This window comes from Mesorhizobium bavaricum, from assembly GCF_056781655.1.
The window spans coordinates 1,703,751-1,727,671 of the sequence record NZ_CM165566.1; the positions used below are offsets into that span (position 1 = coordinate 1,703,751).

Consider the following 23,921-nt stretch of genomic DNA (forward strand, 5'->3'; position numbering starts at 1 on the left):
CCCGCAGTTGATCCGCGGTGCTGCCCGCTTACACCGCGGTGACTGGCAGCGCGTGGTCGTAGTTCAGGTCGGTAATTTCAGCGGGATTGCCTGCCCAGATGACCAAGGGATCACTAATCTTGCGAACGATGCACGCGCTCAACATAAAGGCCGGCTGATCTCCCAAGCCCTTGAGCGCGCCGATAGGAAAGCCGGGAACAATAGAGGCGTTGTGCCAATGATCGGCGCGAACCATTTCGAATCCGGTGTGGACATTAAACAGTCCGGTCCAGGCATATTTGGAGAATCGGAAGAAGTCCCACGGCTCCTCGTGAATCGGCCACGTCTGGTGGCTTTGGATATAGGCGATGCCACCTGGCTTGAGCGCCCGGTTCAGTTCCAGTGCCGCCTTCCAAGGCATTAGCAAATGTTCGAAGGTCGAGGCAGAAAAAGCAAAATCGAATCGATTGTTCAATTCCACCGGCAGATTGTGAGCATCGCCGACAACATCGACGTTTGGGCCAGCCATGATATCCAGCCCAACATATTTCAGTTTGGGCACGAACATATCGCGCCGTGATATTCCACTTCGGGCGCGGCTTCCGATTTCCAGAATCGCCTGACCTTCCTGAGCGTCCCGAATGATCTGCATGAAATCAACAAAAATGGATGACGCCTGCATTTGCTGCTCGAGCGGAAGCGCCGTGATTTCAACGATATGGAGTTGCTTGCCGTCCCTTATCGCGACCACAGTACCATCTGCGAGGTCGATGGGTTCCGGCACATGAAAAATGGCCATCCAGCCCCATTCTCCGGCCGATTCACCAAACACATCGACGACGTCCGGGCGGGACATGGGAACCGACGCGCCTTGGTGCTCGATGCCATTGACCACTAGAACCGGCTTTCCTGTTTCAGACCAGCCAATCACGACCAACGACCCGAAATGTTGCCTAACCGAATCGATAGCAAAACGCATGACCAGCTCCACCCTATGATGGTGCTTATAGGGGCGCTCGCTGTCACAAGGAAGCCCGGCATGCGCCAAGGCGGAACCGCTAGCGTGCAACTCGCAAGGCTTCGAGCCCGGCAGACCGGGCCTGATGCGGCGCCAGTTTCCTGACGCCGCCGTTGTGTTTGTTTCGGTGCCGAAGCTGGCTTTACGCCGCCGGCTGGACCTCGATGGTGCGCAGCGCCTGGGTCTGGCGCTTAGCGGCGGCCTTGACCGCGTCCTGCACCTTCTCGAAGGCGCGCACCTCGATCTGGCGCACGCGCTCGCGGCTGATGTCGAACTCGGCCGACAGCTCTTCCAGGGTCAGCGGCTCCTCGGCGAGGCGACGAGCCTCGAAGATGCGCCGCTCGCGCTCGTTGAGCACGGCAAGAGCGCCCGACAGCATGCCGCGCCGGTTTTCCAGCTCGTCCTGCTCGATCAGCATCTCTTCCTGGCTTTCGTGGTCGTCGACCAGCCAGTCCTGCCATTCGCCGGATTCACCTTCGCTCGCCCGGATCGGGGCGTTGAGCGAGGCGTCGCCCGACAGGCGCCGGTTCATCGACACCACTTCGGCTTCGGAAACGTTCAGCCTTGTGGCGATCTCGGCGATCTGGTCGGGCTTGAGGTCGCCGTCGTCGAGCGCCTGGATCTTGCCCTTCACCTTGCGCAGGTTGAAGAACAGGCGCTTCTGATTGGCGGTCGTGCCCATCTTGACCAGGCTCCACGAGCGCAGGATGTACTCCTGGATCGAGGCCTTGATCCACCACATGGCGTAGGTCGCGAGGCGGAAGCCACGCTCGGGTTCGAATTTCTTCACGGCCTGCATGAGGCCGACATTGCCTTCCGAGATCACTTCGCCGATCGGCAAGCCATAGCCGCGATAGCCCATGGCGATCTTGGCGACGAGCCTGAGGTGGCTGGTGACGAGCTTGTGCGCGGCGGAGGTGTCCTCATGCTCGGCATAACGCTTGGCGAGCATGTACTCTTCCTGCGGCTGCAGCATGGGAAAGCGGCGGATTTCTTCCAGGTAGCGGCTGAGGCCGCCTTCGCCGGAAACGATACTGGGTAATGACTGGGCCATGATAGCGCCCCCTCTCTATTGGAGTGATGCCCCCGAAACGCGGCGGGCATGTGACGCGAGCACCAAAAGGCTCGCCCGCGACATCAGATCTTATACAGGAACAAAACCAGAAAAGACAGGCGTTTGTTCAACACGAAACAGTGTGTCACGCTGAAGTGAACAATGCCAGTCAGGTTTTTTGATGGCTAGCTTGAAGCTTGTTGGTGACCGGTTCAGAGCTTGCGAAAGCCGTTGACGAGTTCCTCCATGTCCCTCGGTGTCGGCGCCTCGAACCTCATCGATAAATGGGTAGTCGGGTGGCGAAATGCAAGGAGCCAGGCATGCAAAGCTTGCCGGGAAAATGCCTTGACCTGGCTTTTCAGCGGTTCGGGCAGGCGGTTGGCCTTGGTGCGGAAGGCCTGGCCATAGTCGGGGTCGCCAATCACCGGATGGCCGATATGCGCCATGTGGACGCGGATCTGGTGGGTGCGGCCGGTCTCGAGCCGGCATTCGACCAGGCTGGCGGTGGCGAACTCCTGCTGAACGACGCCGAAGCGCTCCCGCACGGCGAAGTGGGTGACGGCATGGCGGGCGTCGTCGCGTCCTTCCGGAACCACGGCGCGGCGCACGCGGTCGGCGGCACGGCCGAGCGGTGCGTCGACCGTTCCCGTAGGCCTCTGCGGTATGCCCCAGACCAAAGCCAGATAGGCGCGTTCGAGATCGCCGGTCAGGCCGTGATCGGCGAAGGCTTCGGACAGCGACTTGTGGGCGCGGTCGGTCTTGGCGACCACCATGACGCCGCTGGTTTCCTTGTCGAGGCGGTGGACGATGCCCGGCCGGCGCACGCCGCCGATGCCGGAAAGGCTGTCGCCGCAATGATGGATCAGCGCGTTGACCAGCGTGCCGGTCCAGTTGCCGGCGCCGGGATGCACGACAAGGCCAGCCGGCTTGTTGATGACGATCAGTTCGTCATCCTCATAGAGCACATCAAGCGCGATGCTCTCGCCCTGTGGCTCCGCCGGCTCCGGCTCCGGCATGGCCACCGAGACGCTTTCGCCCGGCGTCATCTTGCGTTTGGTCTCACTGATGGGCTTGCCGTCGACCGAGACCGCGCCCTGCCTGATCAGCATCTGCACGCGGCTGCGCGACATATCCGGGCCGAGGCTCGCTGCCAGCCACTGGTCGAGGCGCTGACCGGCCGCATCCGCGCTGGCCACCAGCACGGTGGGGGCTGCCGCGATGAATTGGTCCTCTATCAATTCAGGGGCCTCTTCGCTATGAGCGCTCATTGAAAAACCGTTCCGGACTATTTGCCATGGCCAGCCCAATTGCCGAGGAAGATCAGGAGAAACCGCTCGACCCCGATGTCGAAAAGGTGCGCAGGAAACTCGTCCGCTTCGTCGGGATCAATCTCGGCCTGCTGTTCCTCGCCCTTATGGTGGTGATCGGTGCCCTTGTCTATAAAGCGCGCAACGCACCGCCGGCGAACCCGGCGCTGGCCAGTGACATCCAGGTGCCAGCCGGCGAGCCGGTCAGCGGCGACATCGTGCTGCCCGTCGGCGCCAAGGTGGTCAGCCAGTCGCTGTCCGGCAATCGCGTCTCCATCGACGCCGAGCTCACTGACGGCAGTCGCACGATCTTCGTCTACGACATGACAGAGCGCCGTCTGATCGGCCGTTTTGCAATTCGCAACAAATGAGCGGGCGGCAACACAGGAGCAAGCCTCAGGGATGACCGGGTTCGCCGAACATCGCCGCGTCGCGACCGTCGCCCTGGTCGTCGCCAGCTATGACGAGGCGATTGCCTGGTATGTCGAGCGGCTGGGCTTCCTGCTCGTCGAGGATGTCGATCTCGGCGGCGGCAAACGCTGGGTCACGGTGGCGCCGGCCAACGGGCAGGGCGCCAGGTTGCTGCTGGCCGAGGCTTCCGACGAGGCACAAGGGAAAAGCATCGGCAACCAGACCGGCGGCCGTGTCTTCCTGTTCCTCGAAACCGACGACTTTGCTCGAGACCACGCGGCGATGCTGGAGAAGGGCGTCGAATTCCGCGAGGCGCCGCGCTTCGAGCCCTATGGCACGGTGGCGGTTTTCGCCGATCTGCACGGCAATCTCTGGGATCTGATCGAGCCGAAAACGTAGGCTTGTGGCCAGTTTTTCCGCGATGCGGTAAAGCGGCCGAACCCCAGTTGCTTTTTCCCAGCCGTCAGCCTATATCGCCGGTTCTTGAACGCGCCCATCGTCTAGCGGTCAGGACACCGCCCTCTCACGGCGGGAACAGGGGTTCGATTCCCCTTGGGCGTACCAATGATTTCAAGCACTTAGCGACCTTCTCCCTTATTCATCGAATATCCGCCGAATAAACCCCTGCGAATTTGTGTGAACGGCAACCGTTGCTTTCGCACGCGTTCCTGCGACTATAGACAGGTCCAGGTGATATGGATGCGACACGAGGGGGAGAACATGCCAATCCAACGGAGCAGAGTTATAAATGTCGAGAACTACTTGGCGTTGATACCTGCTGGCGCGTCTTTTCGCGTCATCAAAGCTTTACACGGGATACCTGCCAACAGGCTCATCCGGGCAGGCTTCTCTGAAGATCCGGAAGTGGGCGATACAGTCTTGCCAGCTCCGATCGGTCCCGTATCGCGTTTTAACTCAAATGGGAGATGGAACGTATTCAGAGATCAACCGAAGGAATCGCGCTACATCCGAACTGTCTCTTGGAAATGGAAACAATGGGCTGGCCGGGGTGCGGTTGAAGAACATGAGGAAATGCGGGATATTCACCGCGACTGCTATCCTCGTGAGTTCGTAAGCCCTCCATCTGTTCAGTTGACGGTCGCAAATGCAGCGGCTGAGATTCTTCTCACATCTCCCATCCTTAGACATGTCGAACAGGACGTCGAGCGAAATAGGCACACGATAAACCTGTTTCTGGAGCTTTTCGGAGAGTGTGATCTGGTGACGGCCGACTTGCAGGCATACCAGCCGCCGATTCTGCGTACCGTAAATTGGAAGATGCTTCCCCAAGGGGCATATCCTTGGGAGAGGATCCGAGAACATATAGCGCCTGCGATAGGTCGCGCAGGAGCAAACGTTCAGCGAGTAATTGAGGATCGCCTTGAGACAATCCGAAGTCACGGCCCTACGAATATCTATGTAGGGCACGGCGGTTTTCAGGACTACCTTGCTTATGAGTTCCCTGAGGTCGGTAAGGTGGCTCTTGAGAGCATTCGAATTGATAATGCGATCTATATCTTCAACCAAAACTGGGAGCTCACGTCTCAAAACTCGAAGGCGGAAATTCTAAATAATGAACTCCACGAAGCGCGAATCGTGCACGTGGAAGGCTGGAAAGATCGATTGGCTGAGGCCTTGAGACCCGCTGCTGTAAGAGGATAACGAAAAGCCCGCCACCGTGAGGCAGCGGGCCGGGTCCGCCAATTGGCGGGAAGCTTCAGCCGGCGGTTTTTTTGCGTTCATCAATCACCCTATGGTGGCAGGCTGAAGCGCTGACGGTCAATTGTTCGGCGAGGTCACGAGCTATCCAGAGCAGATCTAGAACTTGCTGCATGGCCTCCCTCGCGGATGCGTTTACCGGCATGGGCGTATCGGTCGCGACATCGTAGATTGTGCGGATGAGCGTCGAGACGTGGCGAATGTCGCCTTCCAGATCATCGAGGCTGTCACTCGGGCCAGTCATGGCGACACCAGCACTTCCTGAGACTTCATGTCGTCGGGCCACATGATCGTTTCGCCGTAGATATCTGGGCACGGTTCGGCGTCCCCGCCTTCCTCATAGTCGCTGTTGTCCTGCTCCAGATCATCGAGGCACCCAAGGGACGGCTCGTCGTCGGCCGTTTCCTCCAGATCGCAATCTGCTTCCATGAGATCGAGCGCCGTGATGAGCGACATGGCACGGTCCAGGAGGTCGTTCAGGCGCTTCTCGACGGACTGGCGCCATGTGCGCGGGTCCATGCCCTTCGGCATTCCAAGGGGCTTCAACGTTCTGATATGCGCGCTCATAGCCGCAGCCCCCGAATAAGAGTTTGCGCGTGAGCATGGAGTTTGCGGGCGGCGTTCTGGCACTCGATCGTGTCGCCGCTACAGACGACCATGAACTGCGCCGCGAACTCTGCCGCCGTGGTTGCGGGTGCTGCAACCATCCCTCCAACTATGTCATCTACATCCGCGATGTAGCGGTCTAGATCCTCGTCGCTGATACCGTCCAGATCCGTTTGTTGACGGTCTCGCCACTGCCGGAAGCCATCCAAGATCGTGCTGGCGCCCAGTTTCTCGAATTCTATCGGGTACGGGCTGGTGGACGCGCCATATACGTGCGCCTTCCATGATGGTCCCCCGATGGCTGGTTCTGGCAGTTGGGGCGCCGGAAGCACGGAAAGCGTCCCCAAGGCTGGAATGGCGAAGGCGCTAAGCAGGGCGCGGCGGGAAAATCTTCCGATGATCGGCATTACCTCGGCAGCAGGCATAGCTTCGCCGGCCGCCGGAACATGGGTGTTCGGCATCAGGTGCTCCTATTGAGAAATTATCAAGCGTGGTTGAATTAACCACAAGCGCCGAAAGTGTCAAGCGCAGTTGATATTATCTCTAGTTCGCCGTAGATTGCGGCATGATCTCACCACATCAAATCAGAGGCGCCCGGGCTATGCTCGGTCTGACACAAGCAGAGCTTGCGAAGCGCGCGGGGATATCGACAACGGGCCTGAACAATCTTGAGAGCGGGACCAGCGACCCTAAGGCGTCGACGCTGAGAGCAATTCAGACCGCTCTCGAATCGGCCGGCGTCGAGTTCATCCCCGAGAATGGCGGCGGCGCCGGGGTGAGGTTGAGGAAGCCCTAACCTCTACGCCCTTCGGGGAGCCCGCTTGCGCGCGCTTTCAAGTTGCGCGATTGTCATCGCAGGGGATGGGAGGGCTTTTCCTTGAACAGATGGCTGTTTATGGCCTCAACTGCTGCTGTCGCGGCAGTTGCGGCCTTCTTTGTGCTTAACAGTGATTACAATCCGTTCGTATCGCCAATGACCCGAGCTTGCGAGTCAGTCTTAAAGAAACGCCTTCTCGCACCTGCCGGCTACAAGCGGGTAGAAATTACGGAAAGTTCCGAACCACTGTCCTTGGTAGACTATCTAAAGGACCGCGATGCGACCACTAAATCGGATCGGGATTTGTGGACCAGGATGTACAACGACGATGTTCGCGACAAGGATCCACCCACAAAGTTTACGCTCTTCATCAGCTACGACGCGCCGAACGCTTACGGAACCCCGGTTCGTGGCCTCTCAATGTGCGAATACGGATCCATGTCAGCAAGCAAGGCGAATGCGGCGTGGTACTCGGTGGTCGTAGATAACTTCACGCAGACCGGTTGGTTGAGAGACCAAGTGCTTAAGGGCAACGTGAAGAATTGATCTCGCTCTACTAGCGGCTATGGGGAGTAAATGGGATGTTCAAGCTGGTTCTAGCGAGCTTTTCGCTTGTGTTCGCGTGCGCCGCCAACGCCCAATCCTTCCAAAACATTGAAAATTGTCGGCAACTGGTAGACGGCGTCGACAGACTAGCCTGCTACGATGCGCTAAAGCCGAATGAACCGCTCCCGCTGAAAGCAGAGCCGTCAGCTAGCATGCCCGACTCGCCAGTTAAACTGGCGCTGGCGCGCTTCACTGTTCGAGAGGAGAACCTGAGCCAGCGTATCTATAACTCAAGGATTGAGCTACATCTCTCCTTCTCGAACGCGTCCGCAAAACGCGTCTCAGCATTGGCCCTCTTAATCACCATCAGGGATGCATTTGGCGACGAGATTTTGGCCAACGATAGCAAGTTGGACATAAGCATACTGCCCGGTGGATCGACAGAGAGCGATACGTTTTTCTTTTGGGAAGATAACCAGTTCATGCACGACGATGCGTACAGCAAGATGATTGGTCCTGTTGCTGCAGGGACTGCGAAGACAGAAGTCTCCGTTAAGCGAATTGTCTATCAGGACGGAACCGTCGATTCTTTCTAACAACCCGGTGGTGTGCACGGGAAGCAATGGGAGAGGCAATACAATGGCAACACGGATCGAACGTGTAGAAACCCGCAGGCGCGGTTTCTTCGGCATGATCTTCTGGTGGATGTTCCTGGCCTTCAACGCGCTGATGGGGCTGTGGATCTTCTACGCCATCAAGATTTCCAGTGAGCATTTTCAAGCCACCACTGATGCCGCCGGACAGGCTGGCACTGCCATCGGCGGGACACTCGCGGTCGGCATGCTACTTTGGCTTTGGCTCTTCGGGGATATCATTCTCGGGTTGCTGGTCGCACTCTCCCGAGGGAAGAAAATCACGATCGAACGGATAGTCGGTTGATGGCTGACGGCCCTCAGGCGTATTCAAATAGCACCGCGCCGACGCATTGGCCCAAACACGTCAAAATCATAAGCCTCGACGGCCTGAGCCATATCGGCATCGATCCCAAGACGAACGAACTCTATTGGGACGGCGAGAAGCTTGTCACCGAAAGAAAGCTCGCAAGCTTTGAGCGATGGTTGGCCTTTTTCGCCACACTCGCCACCTGTGTCGGCGCGATGGTCGAGGTCGGACGCGCGGCAGGTTGGTGGCATTGATCCCGGTCTACATCGCTGCCATCACCGCCACGATGTTCGCTGGCGCCGTTTGGCGCTACAGGCAGCGCGATATGGTTGGCATGGCCGCTTGCCTCCTGATGGCCGCTATGGGCGCTTACCTGCTGCTTTCGTAGGCGTTCGCGCTTGCGGAAGTGAAATTGCCATCGGCCTATATCAGAGGCACATTATAGACGGGGCTTGGGAGATTCACCCATCTCTCCGGTCCAAGGGCCCGGCGTCTCGGAGTTCCCAAAGCCAAAGGTGTCGGGCCCGCCCTCCGCTTATTTCGGCTTCGGCGTGATTTCCTCAATCCGCACCCTGTCGCCGATCTCCTTGGCCATATCGAAGGCCGCTTGCTTGTCCTTCGTGGTGAGTACGGTGCGCCAATGCGGAGCCTCGAAAACGCTGACGATGTAGGTGGTTCTTGCGGGCAGCTCAGGTCCGGCTGGCATACTTCACCTTGCCCACCGGGCTGAACCGTGTGGATACGATGGCCGGTGCGGCCTTGGGGCTATCTTGGGGATGCGAAAGCCGCACCGGTCACTGCGGGTTTTGATTGGACGTCCCTCCCGCGTTGCCTAAGCTATAGGCATATTAGAAATAGCTCAATTAAGACTGAAGTCCCTAAGTCCCTTGACCAAAGGTCGGTTTCCAGTTGCGGTTGCGCTCGCCTGGATGCCCTCGTAGCGTTAACGCCTTGTTGCCTGACGCCTGTTAGCGTCGGCCAATGGAAACAGTCTTCGACGATCTCGCCAAGGCTCTGGAAAGCAATCAGCACAACGCTAGAATCGGTGTCACCTTCTTCGTGCTCGCTGGAGCCTTCGCGTTAGGCCTTGGCATTGTGGTAGCACTTGTCGACAGGTCGTCAACATCGGAGGTTCGACCCCTTCCCGATGCAGGCATGTGGGGCGAGCGTCACGCTATAGGTTAAAGGCCCGAAAGCTCCCGCTTACTGTTGTTAACTACCCGGTAACCATCCGCTTGCGTGCGGGGCGGGTAGGTGGTTCAATTAGTGCGGGTGGGGAACGCTCGTGTGGACATTTTTGGCATCAAAGGGTTGCTGATCTGCGCGCTGATCTTCATCCCGCTAGAGCAGCTATTTGCCGAGCGACCAATCAAGATTCTTCGCAAAGGCTTAGGCGTCGACCTCGTCTACGCGATCTTCAACAGCTTCATCCTGAAGTTTGCCTTCCTCCTGATAACAGCGGGAGCTATCGGTGCCGCATCGGTGCTGACCCCTGCCGTTCTATCGCAGGCGGTAAGCGGCCAACCGCTCTGGCTCCAGGTCGTCGAAGTGACCGTGATTGCAGATATCGGCCTCTATGTTGCCCACCGCGCCTTCCACGAGATTCCGTGGCTTTGGAAGTTCCATGCAATCCACCACGGCATCGAGGAACTGGACTGGCTGGCGGCCTTCCACTCGCATCCTGTGGACCTTATCGCCACAAAGGCTGTCTCGGTGGTTCCGATCTTCTTCCTAGGATTTTCGCTGGAGGCCATCGCGATATTTGCCTTGATTGGCCGGGCTCAGGCTATGCTCCTGCATGCTAACGTTCGGTTGCCGATGGGTCCACTCAAGTGGATCATCGCCGGGCCGCAGTTCCATCACTGGCACCACGCCAACGAGCGGGAGGCCTATGACACCAATTTCGCCGCCCAGCTCTCCATCCTCGATGTCATCTTTGGCACCTATCGCATTCCCGGAACATCGACTCCGGAGAAGTACGGCATCGATGACCCGGTGCCTTCAAGCTACCTTGGCCAATACGCCTACCCGTTCGCAAAAAACGCTAACCCGAGGCCGGTGGCGGACGCAGCAGGGGAAGTCGAAACTAGGATGCCTTGATCTTGGCGTTCGTCGCGCCGTCCCTTCTATATCCCGAGCCAGGTCTTGAAATTGGCCACCAGCGCATCACGTTGGCCCTGTGTCGGGATCGTCGCACCGAAGGTTGCAGCCTCAAACACCTTGCCGTTCATCAGGTAGCCGTTGCCGCCCATGGTGAAGGCATAGACCGTGTTGATGCCGCCCGTTGTTGCAGTTGCTATTTCCGTCCCGCCGTTAACCCGAAGGTAGACGAAATTGCCATCGTACCGCCACTCGACCACGTAGGCAGTGCCGACAGTAATTGCTGCGCTCGATGCGAGATACAGCGTAGTGCCGTTGAACATGACGGAATGGACCGTCTCGGGAGTGCCTGCGGTGTTCTGGAGATTGAGACCGAACTGCGCGTTGGAACACCCAAGGATCAGGTGATTGTGCGAAGCGTTTGCATCGTTCTGGGTGATTGCGTCAGCAACGAAGCTGGCGATCATGTAACCGCCAGTTGACGTAATGAAATTGCTGGAGGCAGCCCCGAACAGGGTCATGCTGGAACCATTGAAGTCCGCGCAAGCGCGACTGTTCGGTCCATCCGTGGTGACGATCGGCTGCGCTGGCCCTGATGCAACGTCGAGGTTGCGGGCGTTGCCGGTTTGATCCTTTAGACTGTTTATGCCGGTTGCCGTCGTGTAGCGGGCGCTTCCGACGAAAGCGGCTGCCAGATCACGGCCAACTGACCATGCAGCAGTCGGCGTGAGACCGTCGAGCGCAAAGGATGGCGCCGCAGCATCGGCAAACTGATCGATGAGGATCGAGAATTGCCCGGCGTCTGAGTTGTTGAACCAAAGTGCGATGCCGAACGTGGCAACCCCGGAGACGTTGGTGAACGGCGTCAAGGCGAAGTCGGAAAGCTCCTCAGTCCAGGCCACGCCATCGGCCGACGTGGCATAATCAGCCGTCGTGCCGCCTGCGGAGGTCGTCAGGCGATGATAGGCGCTGTACTGCGTTCCATGGGCCGGAGCGCCGCTATCTGCCGTTGTGTGGCCTGTCTCCTTGTTCCAGCCATTGGGAGGCGTGCCATAAACTTCATAGACCGTGCAGCCGGTCGAGCCGTCGCCACGAAGGCCGGCAAGGTGGAAATCATTCCCGTTCTTGACCCCAAACCCGACCATTGCAAGCTTGCCCTGTTTGGAGAGCTGGGAAAAACTAGCGGTCGTGCGAAACGTGTACTGTCTGCCGGCGGCAATAGAAGCCATGGGATAAACGAATTTCCCGAAAGAGCCGGGTTTCACTTTGCCGGTGACAGTCGTGTTGCCGCTGGCCGTCGTGGTGACAATTGGGGGGTCGATAAATCCTCCGTCGCTGTCGCCATTGCCGCCGCCTATTGAGACCACTGCGCCCTTGCCGCGACCGCCTAGCATCTGAATGAACATGGTGATCTCCTAGAAGGGCCAAGCCAGCGCCAGGACGACGCCAGCGGAGAGCGCAAAGGCGAGCCAAGCGCTAGCGACCATTGATGCCCCTCATTGCATCGCGAACCGCAAGCGACGCTTGCCTGCGCATCTCGGCGATGCTGTCCCTGTTTACTTGGGCGCCAGATTGGACGGTGATTGGTATTGTCACTTGGATCGGACGCTGGCTGGTGCTGTCGGACGATGTGGACGAGCCAGTTGAGCGCCGGTCCTCGAACTGGTCTGGACGAGCCACGATGACGCGCTCATTCGGGTTCTTGAAAAATTCAACCTTTTGGCTGTCACCAGGCGCGATCATTCCACCGCTATCGAACCCGTATTTCTGTTTCGTGAGGTTAAGAGCGATCTGGAACGGGGTGGCGGACAGACCGCCCAAGCCATAGCCAAGGATGCCGTCGCCGCCGCCCGCCGCCCTTGCGTTCTGATAGTTGGCCTTGGCATCGTTGAGCACCTGGTTGAAATAGGTATCGCGCTCGCTGCGGTCAGTGGTGGCGCCACCAGATGACGTTCCGCCATAGGACGAACCCGACGACAGGCCCGAGCTGCTGACGGCGCTTTTCACCTTGATATCATCGAGCAGCGCGGCGGTTTCCCTGGTATTGCTTTCGATGTTCAGTTGAGTCTGCCACATGCGATCCGTCTCGCGCGTGGCCACTTGTCCGGTGAAGGCGGATTGCGGATCGGCCAGAGCCGAGCGCTGGCCTGGTGTCAGGATAGCCACGGCCTCATCCGGCGACTTGAAGAACGAAACTTGCTGACTGTCGCCCGGGTGGATCATACCGCCTCTGTCGAAGCCATACATGTCGTGCACTTGCTTCAGCACAGTCGGATCTTGATAGGTCGTGGGCTGGGTGTAGCCCCACGAGTTCGTTGACGTGTTGAAGATCGGCGTCTGTGAAACCGGCGAGCCGTTGCTGCTAAAGCGCGTGACGTTGACACCGCTGGAACCGCTCACGCCATAGCTGGAGCCGGTGCCGGCGCTTTCCGCCCCGCCGTAGGTGGTTGGAACTTGATTGGAGGTTTGCGTCCCGGAACCGACTTTGCGCGTTACAACGGTGATATTGACCGTTTTGTCCTTGAGCGCGTTGATCGCCGCGCCAAGCTGATGCACCTGGCTCTGATCGGCGACAAGCTGCTGATTGACCCCAACCAACCGGTTCAAGAAGGCATCGACCCTATCGACGGGGAAGCCGTCGTTGATCAGGGTTTGCCTGATCATTTCGAGGCCCTGGCTTACAGCGTTGACACTGGTGTTGCCGGTGGCCATCGCGGCAAACAGCCTCTGGACTGTCGAGACCGAGTTCTCGATCTCTGCGTTGGCGTTGGCGATGTTCGACACGTCGCCGAAGAATGCACCGATGTTGTCTTTGCCGCCGGCCGTGGCGAGCGCCTGCTTCAGGACGTCAACCTCAGTGGTCGTAGCGTGGAACTGCGCTTGAAGCTGGACCATACCGGCTAGCTGGTTCTGCCTTGCTTCCTGCACTGCCTGGTCGACGGTCTGGAACATGCCGACAGTGGCCTGAAGCTGGCCTGTGAGTTGGCTTCCGAACTGATCCGCAATCGAACGTGTCACGCCAAAGCGATCGCCTGAGTTCAGAGTGCCAAAAAACTTGCCGATGATCGCATCCGCGCCACCGGCTTTGGCTGAAACGTCGCCAAAGCCCTTGCTGACATCGAACAGCGTTTGCGCCGCCTTCTTGCCATCGGCAACGATATCCTTGATGGCGTTCTTCTCATTCAAGGCATCCTGAAGCGCCGCTGCCGCCGTGGCATCACCCTGCAGTTCCTTCGCGAACTGGCGCGCATTCTCATTCAAACTCGGATCGATGCGCATACGGCCTAGAGCGCTCTCGAGCCGATCAGCCGCGTCCGCAGCGCCCGAATTGGCGATCTGAGCCAGGTCGCCGAACGCCTTTGTGCCGGCCGAGCCGACGAGACCCCATTCCTCGCTCAGCAACTTAACCCGAGTCGAGAGACTGCCCATCAGGTCGTCCAGGGTCTTTTTGTTTTCCTTGGCCTGCTCAACAATGTCGGCGGTAGCGACGGATTGCGGAATGCGCTTGGCCGCTTCGGCATATGAAGCAGCAGCCTTCCCCGCTTCTGGATAGGCAGCCGCAATTTCGTCAATCAACGACTTGTGCTCGGACAACACCTCGTCAACGCTCTTGATGCTGTTGCGGGCCTCGATGACATACGCAGCCACGCCGGCAACCGCCGCGATGCCGGCACCTGTCAGAAGGCCAGGCACGGAAGTGAGCCATCCGGCAAAGGCCGCTCTCGCGCCAGCGGAGGCGGCAATGACACCTTGCGGGCCGCTGAAGGCGTAGGAAAGATGGTTGGCCTGAGCGGTGAGCGCCTGTGTTACCGGCACGCCCAAGGCGAGGCTTTCGATCGCGGACCGTGCGGAATGGCCTAGGGATGCCATCTGGGTGGCACCAAGCCGACCGGCGGTGCCAAGGTGCTCCGTTTCCTCGGCAACACCCTTGATGACGCCAGCCTGCCCAGCGAAGCCGGCCTTGGTGGTGGCCATGTTCGTGGCAAGCGCGGCGTTCAGCCTGGTCGCTGACGTGCTCGCAGCGGTCGTGGTGACATCGATGGTCTTCAGCGCCGCGTTGGCCTTGGTGGCCTCGTCGGCGACATTCGACAAGGCGGATGCCGTCGCCTTGGTCGTGCCAGTCATACGCGCCAGAAGTTCGTTGGTTTTTTCGATCCCGGCCGAAATCTTGGCCAGGCCTGCAGAGACCCCGGCACCGGAAAGCTTTTGGCTAATTTGGGCATCGAACTGGTCGGCCATCTGCTTGGCTTTTGCCAACGCTTGTTCAAACGGCGCAAGATTGCCCTTGATGTCGATGTTGACTGAGCCGGCTGGTTCTTCTGCCATTGTGGATCAACGGCCCTTGTTGTCGTTCACTGGAGTGCGCCAAGCGTTGGTGAGATCGTAATCGCGCTGTTGACGAGCTGCGATCGATTGGGCCGCGGCGTCGATGTTGGCGAAGCTTCTCTCGCGACCGCCGAGGGCATCGCCGCACGAGGCTCCGTCTACGATGGCGTAGTATTCTGGCGCCGGCCGGCCAGCCGCGAAACTGCCGCGCACACCGTCATAGATCGGCAGGGCTGCCGCTTTGTACAAAGGCATGCCCTTGACGCTGTCCTTCATCGTTCGCTTTTCGGCATCGGTCATCATATCGAAGATCTTTCTTTCAGGTTGCGAAGGGGCGCCGTCCTTCATCATGAGGGGGATGTGGAACGTCCGGTTCTGCAGGACATCGCTGACCAGCGCGCCACAATCGCAGGCGCCTGATCGGCAAGCTGAGGTGCATTTGTCGCTAATAATCGTCATTGCTGATCACCATCGACGAGCGGTTTGCGGGAGGGGCGAAAGGAACAAGCAAACTCCCCTCCCGCGCATATCGGGAAATCTGAGATGGGCAACGACATCTCAGCGCCCCGATAACTTTGGCCAGGCGTAGCCTTGCTGGGAACCGAAGAACGACGGCAGTTTCAGCGCCAGAGCCAGCTGCGGCATGGAATAAGCGGGCTGCACCTCGAAACTCTCTGGTGCGCGGCGCGCGATGCCCTCGGCTGTTCGCACCACGGCGCCACCGCTTGCGCGGGCGAGGCGATCATTGTTCGCCGCCAGGCGAGACATGAGGTCGACAAGCTTTCGCTCGATCTCTGGATATTCCCTGGCCAGGTCGGTGGCGAGCGCGTCACGCTCGACTATGGCAGCGGCCATTTCCTGCTTTCTGGCTTCCTCCGCTTCGCGAGCCTTTGCCGTCGCAAGCAGTTCGTTGAGCCGCGCCGTAGCGGTGCTCATTCGGGCGGAAGAGAATTCGCTGTCTTCCATCGCCTTTCGTGCCTTCGCGACGTCGGCGGCTGGTATGACGGGGTCGAGCGCCCGTTCCTTGGCTGCAGCGTGGTCCGCCTTTGCCTTGGCATCGGCGGCGCCTACGGCCTGGAGCAGCGCGGCAAGGTCGGCAGAGGTCGGCGAGCCGGTAAAGGCTGCGGCAATCCGATCATCGAGGGAAATGGTCGCGTTCATGCTTTGCGCCTTGCCTTCTGTCCATGGTTGTCGTTGTGGGCGTCGATATCGCCGGGATGGAAGACGCCTGGGAAGTCAAGGCCGGCAGCGACCAGCTTTTCGGCGGCGGACTGCAAGACGAATTCGTTCACACTGACGCCGGCGCGCGCGGCGGCCTCGAAAAGCGCGGCGCGAAAGCCGAACGTGACGCGGCCGCCATTGAGCGCGACGGCAACGATGTCATCGGCCTTCCGGGTCTGATTGGTAGGGGTAAGAGCCATCTCTTAAAATCCCGATTCGATTTCGATCGGGCTAAGAGATCATGGCTCCATCATCTTGGGGATTGGACATGGATGGGCATGTGCGGACATTTGGTTGCCGCAAACTTCAGTGGCTTAGCCGGCCTGCTTGGCGGCTATTTGATTCTGGACCTGTGTTGCCATTATTGCTCCGGGGGCGATAACCGCAGCCAGACCAACGGCGACCAGAATCGCCAGACCTAAAGATCGGCGAAGCGGGTTTGCAGAGAACCATTCAATGACGGGTGGCGAATAAGCCGTCGCGACCCGAACAAGTGCGGTAATGAGCAAAGACGATAAGACTGCGGCGGCGACAACAGCTTCGGGAGCCGCGTGTATATATAAAATTTTGATCGAAAGTGCTGCATACGCCGCCCCGATGATTATTGCTCCGACCACCTGCCAGGCCAGATTTCTTACATGGTAGAGCCAAAGGGCAAGTGGTGCGAGCAATACCGGGTCGAGGAAAATGGGAACCAATGCGATGCCCTCATTCGAATAGGGTTCAGCCAGTGCTAAACGCCTATCACCTAGTTCTCGGTTCGAACAGCTTCCAGGATTTAAGGCGCGACCCCGACGAAATCGAAATACGTCATAACGTCGGGATGGGTCCGCTGCCCGGCCCTGAGCAGTTCCAGAGCCTGCCAGTCACCATGCATGACCATCTCCAGTCCGATCCTGCTTATCTCCAGGGGCGCATTGCGGCCTGCCTGACGGCCAATGCCATGTAGTTTGCACCAGCGCCGGATTGTCTTGTCGTCTCGATGAGCGTGGTCGGCAGCCGCCTTAACGCCAATGATGTCATCGTGGCGCATAAGCACCGCGCGGGAATAGCGCTCTGTTTCTGGCGCTGTAAGGTGGACGACGCTTGATCTCATCAGACATGATCCAGGGTGTAGCTCGACTGACGCGACATGATCCGCGACAGCACGCCGGCAACAGCGTTCGCTACGTCATCATGGCCGCCAGGCGGGTGGTCAATGCTGTCGCGACCGCCTCGGGCGGTGCGCCTCTCCAGTCCAATCAACTGCAACGCGAGCTTGTCGATATCGAGCAGGCTGCAGGACTGCGAATTGATGACCGGGACCAGATCGCGGTAGAGCTCGGATTTGTTGAGATCGGAAAGCTCGTACTGAATGCCGTTCTTGCGAAACTGCTCACGAGGCCACTCGCCGGCATAGCGGTCTCCCTGGACGGTCGTGATGCCGTATGATTTGAGCAGCGTGGCGAAGTCGACCACCACCTGCTCGGGCGAGAATGGCGGCTTGCGCTCCCTCACCGCGTCGATGAAGGCGTGCGGGTTATCGAGGCCCTCCTTGTGGCCAATCGCCATCGTGAAGCTATCTGCTGAGCCGCCCGATGGGTCTACAAAGGCGAAGTAGCCGTGCCCTGACATGCGTGGCCGCTCGAGCATGCCTTTGATCGTCACCGCCTCGACAGCCTCACGGGTCAGCAGTGCCTCGATATCGTTGCGGAACTCGCCGCCGTACTCAGCCTTGGCCGCAGCCTCGTCCCGTTCATAGGCACGTTCAACCACTCTTTGCGGCAAGAGCGGGTTGAACGTCGTGCTTGGTCCCTTCGCCACCAATATCAGCGGATCGGCGCCTTCCGGACCGTAGTATTTGCGATAGGTGGTCCAGAGTTCACCCTTGCGGGCATACGGGCTCGATATGACCATCATCGGCCCACCTGTCGTGGCCAGCGATGGCCGGACTGCGTTCAGGATCTCAGTGTCTGGGTTTGCCGCCCCTTCGATTGACCAGAAGGCTATCTCGTCGGCGATCACTGCGACGGCGGTTATCGATCGCACCGTCCGGAAGTTGGCGGGCCTCACCTCGATATCGATGGCAGTGGTGAGCCGAATTGTGTCAGCCGTAGGCTCGCCGTCTATCTCCGCCGAGAGAACCGGCGAATGCTGCAGGATGCCCTTTGCATGCATGAAGGCCCTGCCCGCCTGTGCCGTGCTCGCGGCGAGGATCGGGATCACACCACGCTCGCCGGGCGCGAGATACTCGGAATGGTCGCACAGGCCGCCTACATAGGCCGCCAACGTGCCAGCAGCGCGGGTCTTGCCGCCTCGGCGGCCGACGATCGCCCAAAGCTCGTCAACGCGCTCCAGCGACTCCCGCTCAAGGCCGGTGATGGCAGTGAAGGCCGCACGCTCGTCATCGGTTAGAGCCTCTCCCATGGCTGCGATTAGCAGCGTGCGCCAGATCGCCCAGCTTTCACCGGGAAGGGCGCCGCCGAGCAACTGCGGGTCGGTGAGCGCATGCCTCATTGTGACGCGTGGCTTCATGCACCGGCGCCTGACAGGTAGGTGTTGAGGCTCGGCTTCTGCGGCTTGGTGCGAGCGGCGATGCCGAGCGCCTTCTCTGCCTTCGCGGCCTGGTTTGCAGTGCGCACGACATCATCGGCCACGGCCCCAGACCCAGCCATGAAGCTTGCGCGGGTCATCTCGGCGACGACGGCAAGCTCTGCGGCAGTTTCGATCTTGGCTGCCAGGATGGGCGAAACGGCGTTCCCGGCAAGTGCTGCGGTGAAGACGGCGATCAACTCGCCACGCCGCCGCCATTCGCGCGTACGCCGATCGAGCATGTCAATCGCTAATGGCCGGCTATTCGCAGGGCTTTCGGCTACCTTTGCGGCGGCTATGGCTTGGGTATTGGCGAGCACTTCAAAAGGCTCCTTATTCGACATATATGCGATATGTATCATGAGGCGAAACCTAAGTCATTGATTTCAAACGTTCGCCTACGTTCGGCAGCGTACTGTTTCCGCCTTTGCACGGCGAAGACATGCGATGCGACCAGTTCTTTGGCAGGGTTGACGGAGCCCTCTTGTGGCTCTCTCGGGAAAAGTAGCGTTGCTGGGGCGTGTCTTGGGCGGGGCGTGTCTTGGGCCCACCTTTTGCCGCACCTGAAGTTTGCCCTGCTTGCCTGCCCCGCCCCACCCCACACCCCTATAAGGGTGGTGGTGAGGCAGTGCATTTGCCGCAGTTGCCGCACCTTGCCGCACTTGGGGGTGAGGCAGTGCGGCAGGAGGCCACGGAAAAGTTTTCCGCCGGCTCTCATGCTGGTTCACCGCAGGCATAGAACAGCTTGTCCATACGCTTGGCGTCCTGACGCATCTCCGTGATGATTGCGCCGTTGTCCTGCCATGTCCGCAGGATGCCCTTGACCTTGGATCTGGCGGCTTTCTGTGCCCCTGTTCGCTCGCTTGCCTTTCTGCCGTTGCCAGCATCGAGGGCTAGCACGGTGGCCACGGCATAGCCGCCCCATTCCGGTGACTGATCGCTTTCGCGATAATCGCTGGCGGCAAAGAGTGCCTGGACGCGCCGCAGGTGATCGGGCGTGACATCATCGAACGGGTTAGGCGGCGTCCACTTATCCACGGCTGCAACGTTGTCACCGTTGGCCAGCGGCACAGAGACGAGTTGATACCAGTCGCGCTTGTCCGCTGGTGGCGCCATGTTCTGCTTATCGGCGAGCATGTAGAAAAACCGCCTAGGCTCGGCAACGCCAAGCCGAGACGCTTCCTCGTCGGACATGCGGTTGATAACGCGCACCGCCCTGCAGCCATCCACAAAGGCGCTGCCGCCTCGTGCGCTGTCAGCCGATATTGCATCGCCATTGAGCTTGCGCGCATGGTGCACCAGTTCGACTGAACAGTTGCCGCGACCAGCAACACGCCCCCACGCCTTCACGGCGGCGTCGATCGCCGCATTGTCGTTCTCGGGAAGGCCATGGCTGCTGACGAACGGGTCGATTATCAGCACGTCGATCCCGTTGGCGACGATCTCGGCGACCAGGGCATCAATGACCGGCTCGGCGACCGTGATCGCATCCTTGACCTTGCGGGCGATCACTAAGGGCGTGTCGCGGCCGGAGTTGACAAACATCCTGCCGGCGAGGGTTTGCGGGTCGATGCCGTGGTGAACGACTGAGGCAGCAAAGCGTCGTTCCACCTCTTCGGTCGGATCTTCCAGGTTCCATATCCAGGCTTTGAGCGATGCCAGGACTGGCTTGATTCCGAGAATATCGCGGCCTGTGACCATTGACAGGGCTTCGGTCTGTACAACAGACGTTTTGCCCATGCCGCCGGGAGCCACCGTGCCGGTGACGTAGCCGCGAATGTAGTGCCCGCCGAACAGCCATCTCCGTGGCGGGATGTCGGTCGGATCGCGCCACACGAAAGGCGCTGCTGTAAGCCGGAACTGAGCCTGAGCCGGCTTGCCGTCATAGTCGACGCCACGGTATGCCGCGTCATATTCTTCGATCGGGATGACGGAATTGTTCATGCAACCGCCATCCTGCCGGCCTGGACGTATAGTTCAGGCAGTTGCGGCGGGTGCATGTGCCGGCGATAGAGAAACAGACACTCTTCGGCGACGGAGATCCTGGGGCAGTCCCGCAGCCGATCGAATGCCCGCGTCCAGTCGAGAACGACAATCCCGTCTCGCTTTGCCCGAAGCCAATCGAGGGGGTTTGCGAAGATGTTCAGATGGCCGTCGAAACTGAACGTCCAAGGATTACAGATCGCATCCTCGCCGAGAGCGAAAGCGCGGCCTTCATGGGTGGCAAGCTGACCAGTGCGGGGTTGCCAGAAGACAACGTCTTCCGGTTCATCAAACACAAACCAGAAGGGGCCAGCCTCATCGGCTTCGAACCAACCATCACGAGCTCGCTCGCCACGAGCAAGCAGGATCGCCAACGGGTTGACCATCGCAGGCGTCGTGACGCCGTTCTTCAGGAGCCAGTCAATGTGCTGCTGGTGTGGAGTGTCGAGCGTCGCGATCATGCGGGTGCCCGCCCATAGATATGCTCTGCGGTGATCACCGCCAGCGGCCACGAGATATGAAAACGGGCCTGCAATCGTTTCGCTTGAAAATCAACTGGTTTCCAGTTAATTTCCGAAGTGTCAATTGTGCTGCCCTGCGCCTTGATATTTAGAGCGACCCCGGCGTTAGCAGCGCTGGGGTTTCGCTTTTCAGGATGCAGCATTGGCGCCGCTCCTTAGCGCCTGGGCCTCTCTGATAGCCTCGATAGCGCCTTCGACGGTAAGGCCAAACTGATTCCGCAAGGTCGGAACAATCGGCGTCCCGATGCGCTCGCGTGGGGTGCGGGCAAGCCATTCCGCTGCAGTGGTGATAGCCTGCTCCGAGACATGACAGAGGCCGGTCATCAAGCGGCCTCCCTCACCGGAAGCGACTTTAGATAGTCGGAAAGCTCCTCGTTGAGGATGATCGTGCGGCGGCCGGCCTTCCTTGCCGTCAGTTTGCCCAGCTTGATTGCCTCGAAAATCTTCGTGCGGCCGATGCCGGAGCGATCAACTGCTTCCTCGATTGTGAGGCCGATTTTGTGGTGGTAGTCGTCCATTGCAGTGCTCCATGAACGTGTTGAAGTTCATGGGCAATGTTGTGAATGAGCGACCCGAGAAATAGCCGGTGCGATTAAACTGGTGGGTTGATTTCAGTGAGCCGATTTCCGACCGGACTCGCCCCAAACGGAACCGGATGACGTGATAGCGCGTGCCCAAGCTCGGTCAAAGGCGTTCTTGCCGACTTTGAACCTGTCGGTTGCTTCAGTTCGCCAACCCTCTTTCGTTCGTGGGTTCAATGCCGGAGAAGCGGACATTTCGGCATGGAGCCATTTCCAGCAGTCGTTTTCCGCCGCCACGGTCTCGTTGCGGCCGGGTGACATCGCAAGCTGCAATTCATCGGCATCGACAAGCATTTGATGGTTCGGGCGGTTCTCGTACCACTTTTCCGGCCGCCCGAACGGCCAATATCGCCCGTCTGCCAGATCGGCAACGGCCTCGGGCGGCTGCCAGAAGCTTGCTCCGATGGTTTGGCGCGTCCGCACAATGTCGAAGTAATAGACGGTCAAATTGCCGGTTCGAAGCATACCAAGGAACTTGTTCACGGCTTGCTCGCCCTCTTCCGGACTGCCACCGGTGGGAAACCACGTTGCTGCCGCCTTTTCCAAAGCTTCCAAGAGGGGGAGGTGGCTCATATAGCCCCGCCTCTCAACTGAACCACGCGGGCGCCATTATCCTGCGGAACCAGTGGCACAACGGCGGCGGCGGCAAGATCTTCGAGGCCGTCAACAATCCATCGGCCGTAGTGCCTTTCGATCATCGGCACTGAAGTGTCATGAAGCGCTGCCACAAGCCTGATTGGCAGGTTTGCCCGGATGCCTCGCACGATCGAACTATGCCGCAGGCCGTAAGGGATCACCGCTGGCATTCCGGCCCGCTGCCGGACTTCGTTCCAGGGCCGTTGCAATTCGCTCGAAGACTGCCACCCGGCGCGGCCAGCGCGTTCCCATCCTATCGAACCGGCAACCTGTTTGCTGCGCCATCGCTCCAGCAGGATTTCACCATTGCCCCGGCCTGCGGTGGCAGGCAGCAGCGCGTCCAATACGTCCTTGCCGACTGGATAGGGTATGCTGGCAATCTTGCCTCCTCTGCCCTTGCGAGAGCTTGGAATCATCAACCGGCCTTGGGGTCTCTGTACGTCGCCGACCTTCATGCGGGCGATCTGTGAAAACCGTGCTCCTGTCGCCGCGAGCACCACAACGAAACGAAACAGATCACCATCCCAATCTTGTTCAGCATCGATCTTGCGGGCGGCGCTGATCACCGTCCCCACTTGAGCGGCGGTCAAAATCTGGTTGTCGCGGGCGAGTGGTACGGCGTCGTCGCTGTCCGACTTCTCGGCCTTAAGCCCATGCTTGATGATGGCCGGCAATGTCGGCTCCAGCCGCTCCCGGTGCGTGGAATAGGCGCCGTTAAGCGCTGCCTTCAGATCGTTGATCAGCCGCTGCTCGGTCGAGCCCTTCAATTCTTCGGGCAAGTCTGCCCGCCACCTCAGGAGGTCGCTTTCCTTCAACATGTGCAAGATCACCGTCGCCAGCGGGGCGGCGGGAATAGCCTCCTGATTGCCGCGCTTGTCCTGCCCGAGCACATACCGCCTGAGCCGCTGACCGGCGTCAGAGCGTACCGCACGGCCCTTTCTGCGGCCGTCCCGCGCATCGCGCTCGGCAATGTAGGTTTCGACGGCGCCACGAACGGTAAGAGCGGGGCCGGCGGCGGCGGCTTTTTGCTCCTGGCGGGCCTGTTGAACGATCTGGCGTGCCTGCGTCTCTGCTTGTGGAAAGGTCAGCAGACCGTCAGTCGGCTTGTCGTTGACGTCGTTCGCCGGACCAACAGATGACTGAAGGTAGTTGGCACCTTCGCCCCAATTGCGCCAGCGCGCAAACCAGACACCGCCGCGCTTGCCCTTGCGATACCAGACAGCCGCGTCTGCATCGAGGCGCCGGGGATATTCGCCGGCCGCCAGTTTCGAGCGGGCGCTTGCCGTGGTGATTGGGGCTTCCTTGAGGGTCTTTGCCATCGTGTTTCCGCCGTGTTGATTTGAAAACACGTCGAATATACGTCGAATATACGTCCGTGTACAGAGGTGAACGATAGAGAACGAAAGCCTTGTAAAATAAGAACTTCTGCGCACTAACGCGAACGTCGGAGCCTCGTAAAGTCAGCCCTCTCACGGCGGGAACAGGGGTTCGATTCCCCTTGGGCGTACCAAGGATTTCCGTCTCCAACGATCGTTCAATCCAGGCGGCATTCGTCGCTTCTGGCGCAGCGGGGCCGATTGCAT

The 23,921-nt window shown here is 59.5% G+C and carries 31 protein-coding genes and 1 tRNA gene; 10 read left to right on the plus strand and 22 right to left on the minus strand.

Translation table 11 applies throughout. The features are described 5' to 3' along the window. Positions 1–28 precede the first annotated feature (28 nt). The 3 genes from AC1RZR_RS08315 to AC1RZR_RS08325 form a co-directional block, all read right to left on the minus strand. Positions 29–958 carry a class I SAM-dependent methyltransferase gene (locus AC1RZR_RS08315; protein ID WP_481828191.1) on the minus strand — a complete coding sequence of 310 codons (930 nt, stop codon included), beginning with the start codon at positions 956–958 and terminating at the stop codon, positions 29–31. A gap of 181 nt (positions 959–1,139) precedes the next feature. After that, complete coding sequence (gene rpoH, locus AC1RZR_RS08320) at positions 1,140–2,051, minus strand: RNA polymerase sigma factor RpoH (RefSeq protein WP_378922708.1); 912 nt, start codon at positions 2,049–2,051, stop codon at positions 1,140–1,142. A 212-nt stretch (positions 2,052–2,263) separates the two neighbouring features. After that, a complete protein-coding gene (locus AC1RZR_RS08325; protein ID WP_481828192.1) occupies positions 2,264–3,319 on the minus strand; it encodes an RluA family pseudouridine synthase in 1,056 nt (351 codons plus the stop codon). Between the two features lie 26 nt (positions 3,320–3,345). On the opposite strand from AC1RZR_RS08325, the gene AC1RZR_RS08330 reads away from it, so the two are divergent. The 4 genes from AC1RZR_RS08330 to AC1RZR_RS08345 all read left to right on the plus strand — a co-directional run bounded on the left by AC1RZR_RS08330 (position 3,346) and on the right by AC1RZR_RS08345 (position 5,431). Further along, positions 3,346–3,729 carry a fimbrial protein gene (locus AC1RZR_RS08330; RefSeq protein ID WP_481828193.1) on the plus strand — a complete coding sequence of 128 codons (384 nt, stop codon included), beginning with the start codon at positions 3,346–3,348 and terminating at the stop codon, positions 3,727–3,729. 31 nt (positions 3,730–3,760) lie between these two features. After that, on the plus strand, positions 3,761–4,168 hold the full coding sequence (locus AC1RZR_RS08335) for a VOC family protein (RefSeq protein WP_481828194.1): 408 nt from the start codon (positions 3,761–3,763) through the stop codon (positions 4,166–4,168). Between the two features lie 90 nt (positions 4,169–4,258). Further along, positions 4,259–4,333 (plus strand) — tRNA-Glu (locus tag AC1RZR_RS08340). A 156-nt stretch (positions 4,334–4,489) separates the two neighbouring features. Continuing rightward, positions 4,490–5,431, plus strand: a complete 942-nt coding sequence (locus AC1RZR_RS08345; protein WP_481828195.1) for a hypothetical protein — start codon at positions 4,490–4,492, stop codon at positions 5,429–5,431. A 55-nt stretch (positions 5,432–5,486) separates the two neighbouring features. Here AC1RZR_RS08345 and AC1RZR_RS08350 read toward each other — a convergent pair whose 3' ends face one another. The 3 genes from AC1RZR_RS08350 to AC1RZR_RS08360 are packed head-to-tail and all read right to left on the minus strand — an operon-like array spanning position 5,487 to position 6,555. Beyond that, complete coding sequence (locus AC1RZR_RS08350; protein WP_481828196.1) at positions 5,487–5,732, minus strand: hypothetical protein; 246 nt, start codon at positions 5,730–5,732, stop codon at positions 5,487–5,489. Beyond that, positions 5,729–6,055, minus strand: coding sequence for a hypothetical protein (locus AC1RZR_RS08355; protein WP_481828197.1), 327 nt, complete (start codon positions 6,053–6,055; stop codon positions 5,729–5,731). The genes AC1RZR_RS08350 and AC1RZR_RS08355 overlap by 4 nt, the downstream gene beginning before the upstream one ends. Beyond that, positions 6,052–6,555, minus strand: coding sequence for a hypothetical protein (locus tag AC1RZR_RS08360; RefSeq protein WP_481828198.1), 504 nt, complete (start codon positions 6,553–6,555; stop codon positions 6,052–6,054). Before AC1RZR_RS08360 ends, AC1RZR_RS08355 begins: the two co-directional genes overlap by 4 nt. Before the next feature lie 104 nt (positions 6,556–6,659). Here AC1RZR_RS08360 and AC1RZR_RS08365 point away from each other — a divergent pair, with 104 nt between their 5' ends. From AC1RZR_RS08365 to AC1RZR_RS08385, 5 genes are all read left to right on the plus strand, one after another. Further along, positions 6,660–6,890: a helix-turn-helix domain-containing protein gene (locus AC1RZR_RS08365; RefSeq protein WP_481828199.1), complete on the plus strand. Its 231-nt coding sequence runs from the start codon at positions 6,660–6,662 to the stop codon at positions 6,888–6,890. A gap of 81 nt (positions 6,891–6,971) precedes the next feature. After that, a complete protein-coding gene (locus tag AC1RZR_RS08370; protein ID WP_481828200.1) occupies positions 6,972–7,457 on the plus strand; it encodes a hypothetical protein in 486 nt (161 codons plus the stop codon). 35 nt (positions 7,458–7,492) lie between these two features. Beyond that, entirely contained in the window at positions 7,493–8,053 is a 561-nt protein-coding gene (locus tag AC1RZR_RS08375; protein WP_481828201.1) for a hypothetical protein, read from the plus strand. Positions 8,054–8,096: 43 nt separating this feature from the next. Next, a complete protein-coding gene (locus AC1RZR_RS08380) occupies positions 8,097–8,396 on the plus strand; it encodes a hypothetical protein (protein WP_481828202.1) in 300 nt (99 codons plus the stop codon). Next, the gene (locus AC1RZR_RS08385) at positions 8,396–8,653 is read left to right on the plus strand and encodes a hypothetical protein (protein ID WP_481828203.1); all 258 of its coding nucleotides are present in this window, start codon (positions 8,396–8,398) and stop codon (positions 8,651–8,653) included. Before AC1RZR_RS08380 ends, AC1RZR_RS08385 begins: the two co-directional genes overlap by 1 nt. Before the next feature lie 281 nt (positions 8,654–8,934). Here the strand turns inward: AC1RZR_RS08385 and AC1RZR_RS08390 are convergent, their stop codons facing one another. Then, positions 8,935–9,105 (minus strand): hypothetical protein, encoded by a 171-nt coding sequence (locus tag AC1RZR_RS08390; RefSeq protein WP_481828204.1) that lies wholly within the window; start codon positions 9,103–9,105, stop codon positions 8,935–8,937. A gap of 581 nt (positions 9,106–9,686) precedes the next feature. On the opposite strand from AC1RZR_RS08390, the gene AC1RZR_RS08395 reads away from it, so the two are divergent. Further along, positions 9,687–10,499 (plus strand): sterol desaturase family protein, encoded by an 813-nt coding sequence (locus AC1RZR_RS08395; protein WP_481828205.1) that lies wholly within the window; start codon positions 9,687–9,689, stop codon positions 10,497–10,499. A 26-nt stretch (positions 10,500–10,525) separates the two neighbouring features. Here the strand turns inward: AC1RZR_RS08395 and AC1RZR_RS08400 are convergent, their stop codons facing one another. The 15 genes from AC1RZR_RS08400 to AC1RZR_RS08470 all read right to left on the minus strand — a co-directional run bounded on the left by AC1RZR_RS08400 (position 10,526) and on the right by AC1RZR_RS08470 (position 23,771). Beyond that, the gene (locus tag AC1RZR_RS08400; protein WP_481828206.1) at positions 10,526–11,905 is read right to left on the minus strand and encodes a hypothetical protein; all 1,380 of its coding nucleotides are present in this window, start codon (positions 11,903–11,905) and stop codon (positions 10,526–10,528) included. Positions 11,906–11,975: 70 nt separating this feature from the next. Beyond that, positions 11,976–14,756, minus strand: coding sequence for a hypothetical protein (locus AC1RZR_RS08405; protein WP_481828207.1), 2,781 nt, complete (start codon positions 14,754–14,756; stop codon positions 11,976–11,978). A gap of 75 nt (positions 14,757–14,831) precedes the next feature. Beyond that, positions 14,832–15,176, minus strand: a complete 345-nt coding sequence (locus AC1RZR_RS08410; protein ID WP_481828208.1) for a hypothetical protein — start codon at positions 15,174–15,176, stop codon at positions 14,832–14,834. 207 nt (positions 15,177–15,383) lie between these two features. Beyond that, positions 15,384–15,986 carry a hypothetical protein gene (locus AC1RZR_RS08415; protein WP_481828209.1) on the minus strand — a complete coding sequence of 201 codons (603 nt, stop codon included), beginning with the start codon at positions 15,984–15,986 and terminating at the stop codon, positions 15,384–15,386. After that, positions 15,983–16,246: a hypothetical protein gene (locus AC1RZR_RS08420; RefSeq protein WP_481828210.1), complete on the minus strand. Its 264-nt coding sequence runs from the start codon at positions 16,244–16,246 to the stop codon at positions 15,983–15,985. Before AC1RZR_RS08420 ends, AC1RZR_RS08415 begins: the two co-directional genes overlap by 4 nt. 114 nt (positions 16,247–16,360) lie before the next feature. Next, positions 16,361–16,744, minus strand: coding sequence for a hypothetical protein (locus AC1RZR_RS08425; protein ID WP_481828211.1), 384 nt, complete (start codon positions 16,742–16,744; stop codon positions 16,361–16,363). An 80-nt stretch (positions 16,745–16,824) separates the two neighbouring features. After that, positions 16,825–17,142 (minus strand): hypothetical protein, encoded by a 318-nt coding sequence (locus AC1RZR_RS08430; RefSeq protein WP_481828212.1) that lies wholly within the window; start codon positions 17,140–17,142, stop codon positions 16,825–16,827. After that, the gene (locus tag AC1RZR_RS08435) at positions 17,142–18,560 is read right to left on the minus strand and encodes a hypothetical protein (protein WP_481828213.1); all 1,419 of its coding nucleotides are present in this window, start codon (positions 18,558–18,560) and stop codon (positions 17,142–17,144) included. The genes AC1RZR_RS08430 and AC1RZR_RS08435 overlap by 1 nt, the downstream gene beginning before the upstream one ends. Beyond that, positions 18,557–18,859, minus strand: coding sequence for a hypothetical protein (locus tag AC1RZR_RS08440; RefSeq protein ID WP_481828214.1), 303 nt, complete (start codon positions 18,857–18,859; stop codon positions 18,557–18,559). The genes AC1RZR_RS08435 and AC1RZR_RS08440 overlap by 4 nt, the downstream gene beginning before the upstream one ends. A gap of 472 nt (positions 18,860–19,331) precedes the next feature. Next, positions 19,332–20,561: an AAA family ATPase gene (locus AC1RZR_RS08445; RefSeq protein ID WP_481828215.1), complete on the minus strand. Its 1,230-nt coding sequence runs from the start codon at positions 20,559–20,561 to the stop codon at positions 19,332–19,334. Beyond that, positions 20,558–21,061: a hypothetical protein gene (locus AC1RZR_RS08450; protein ID WP_481828216.1), complete on the minus strand. Its 504-nt coding sequence runs from the start codon at positions 21,059–21,061 to the stop codon at positions 20,558–20,560. The genes AC1RZR_RS08445 and AC1RZR_RS08450 overlap by 4 nt, the downstream gene beginning before the upstream one ends. Continuing rightward, positions 21,058–21,264, minus strand: coding sequence for a hypothetical protein (locus tag AC1RZR_RS08455; RefSeq protein WP_481828217.1), 207 nt, complete (start codon positions 21,262–21,264; stop codon positions 21,058–21,060). The genes AC1RZR_RS08450 and AC1RZR_RS08455 overlap by 4 nt, the downstream gene beginning before the upstream one ends. Positions 21,265–21,444: 180 nt before the next feature. Further along, complete coding sequence (locus AC1RZR_RS08460; RefSeq protein WP_481828218.1) at positions 21,445–21,639, minus strand: MerR family transcriptional regulator; 195 nt, start codon at positions 21,637–21,639, stop codon at positions 21,445–21,447. A 93-nt stretch (positions 21,640–21,732) separates the two neighbouring features. After that, positions 21,733–22,275 carry a hypothetical protein gene (locus tag AC1RZR_RS08465; RefSeq protein WP_481828219.1) on the minus strand — a complete coding sequence of 181 codons (543 nt, stop codon included), beginning with the start codon at positions 22,273–22,275 and terminating at the stop codon, positions 21,733–21,735. Beyond that, positions 22,272–23,771: a tyrosine-type recombinase/integrase gene (locus AC1RZR_RS08470; RefSeq protein ID WP_481828220.1), complete on the minus strand. Its 1,500-nt coding sequence runs from the start codon at positions 23,769–23,771 to the stop codon at positions 22,272–22,274. Before AC1RZR_RS08470 ends, AC1RZR_RS08465 begins: the two co-directional genes overlap by 4 nt. Positions 23,772–23,921 lie beyond the last annotated feature (150 nt).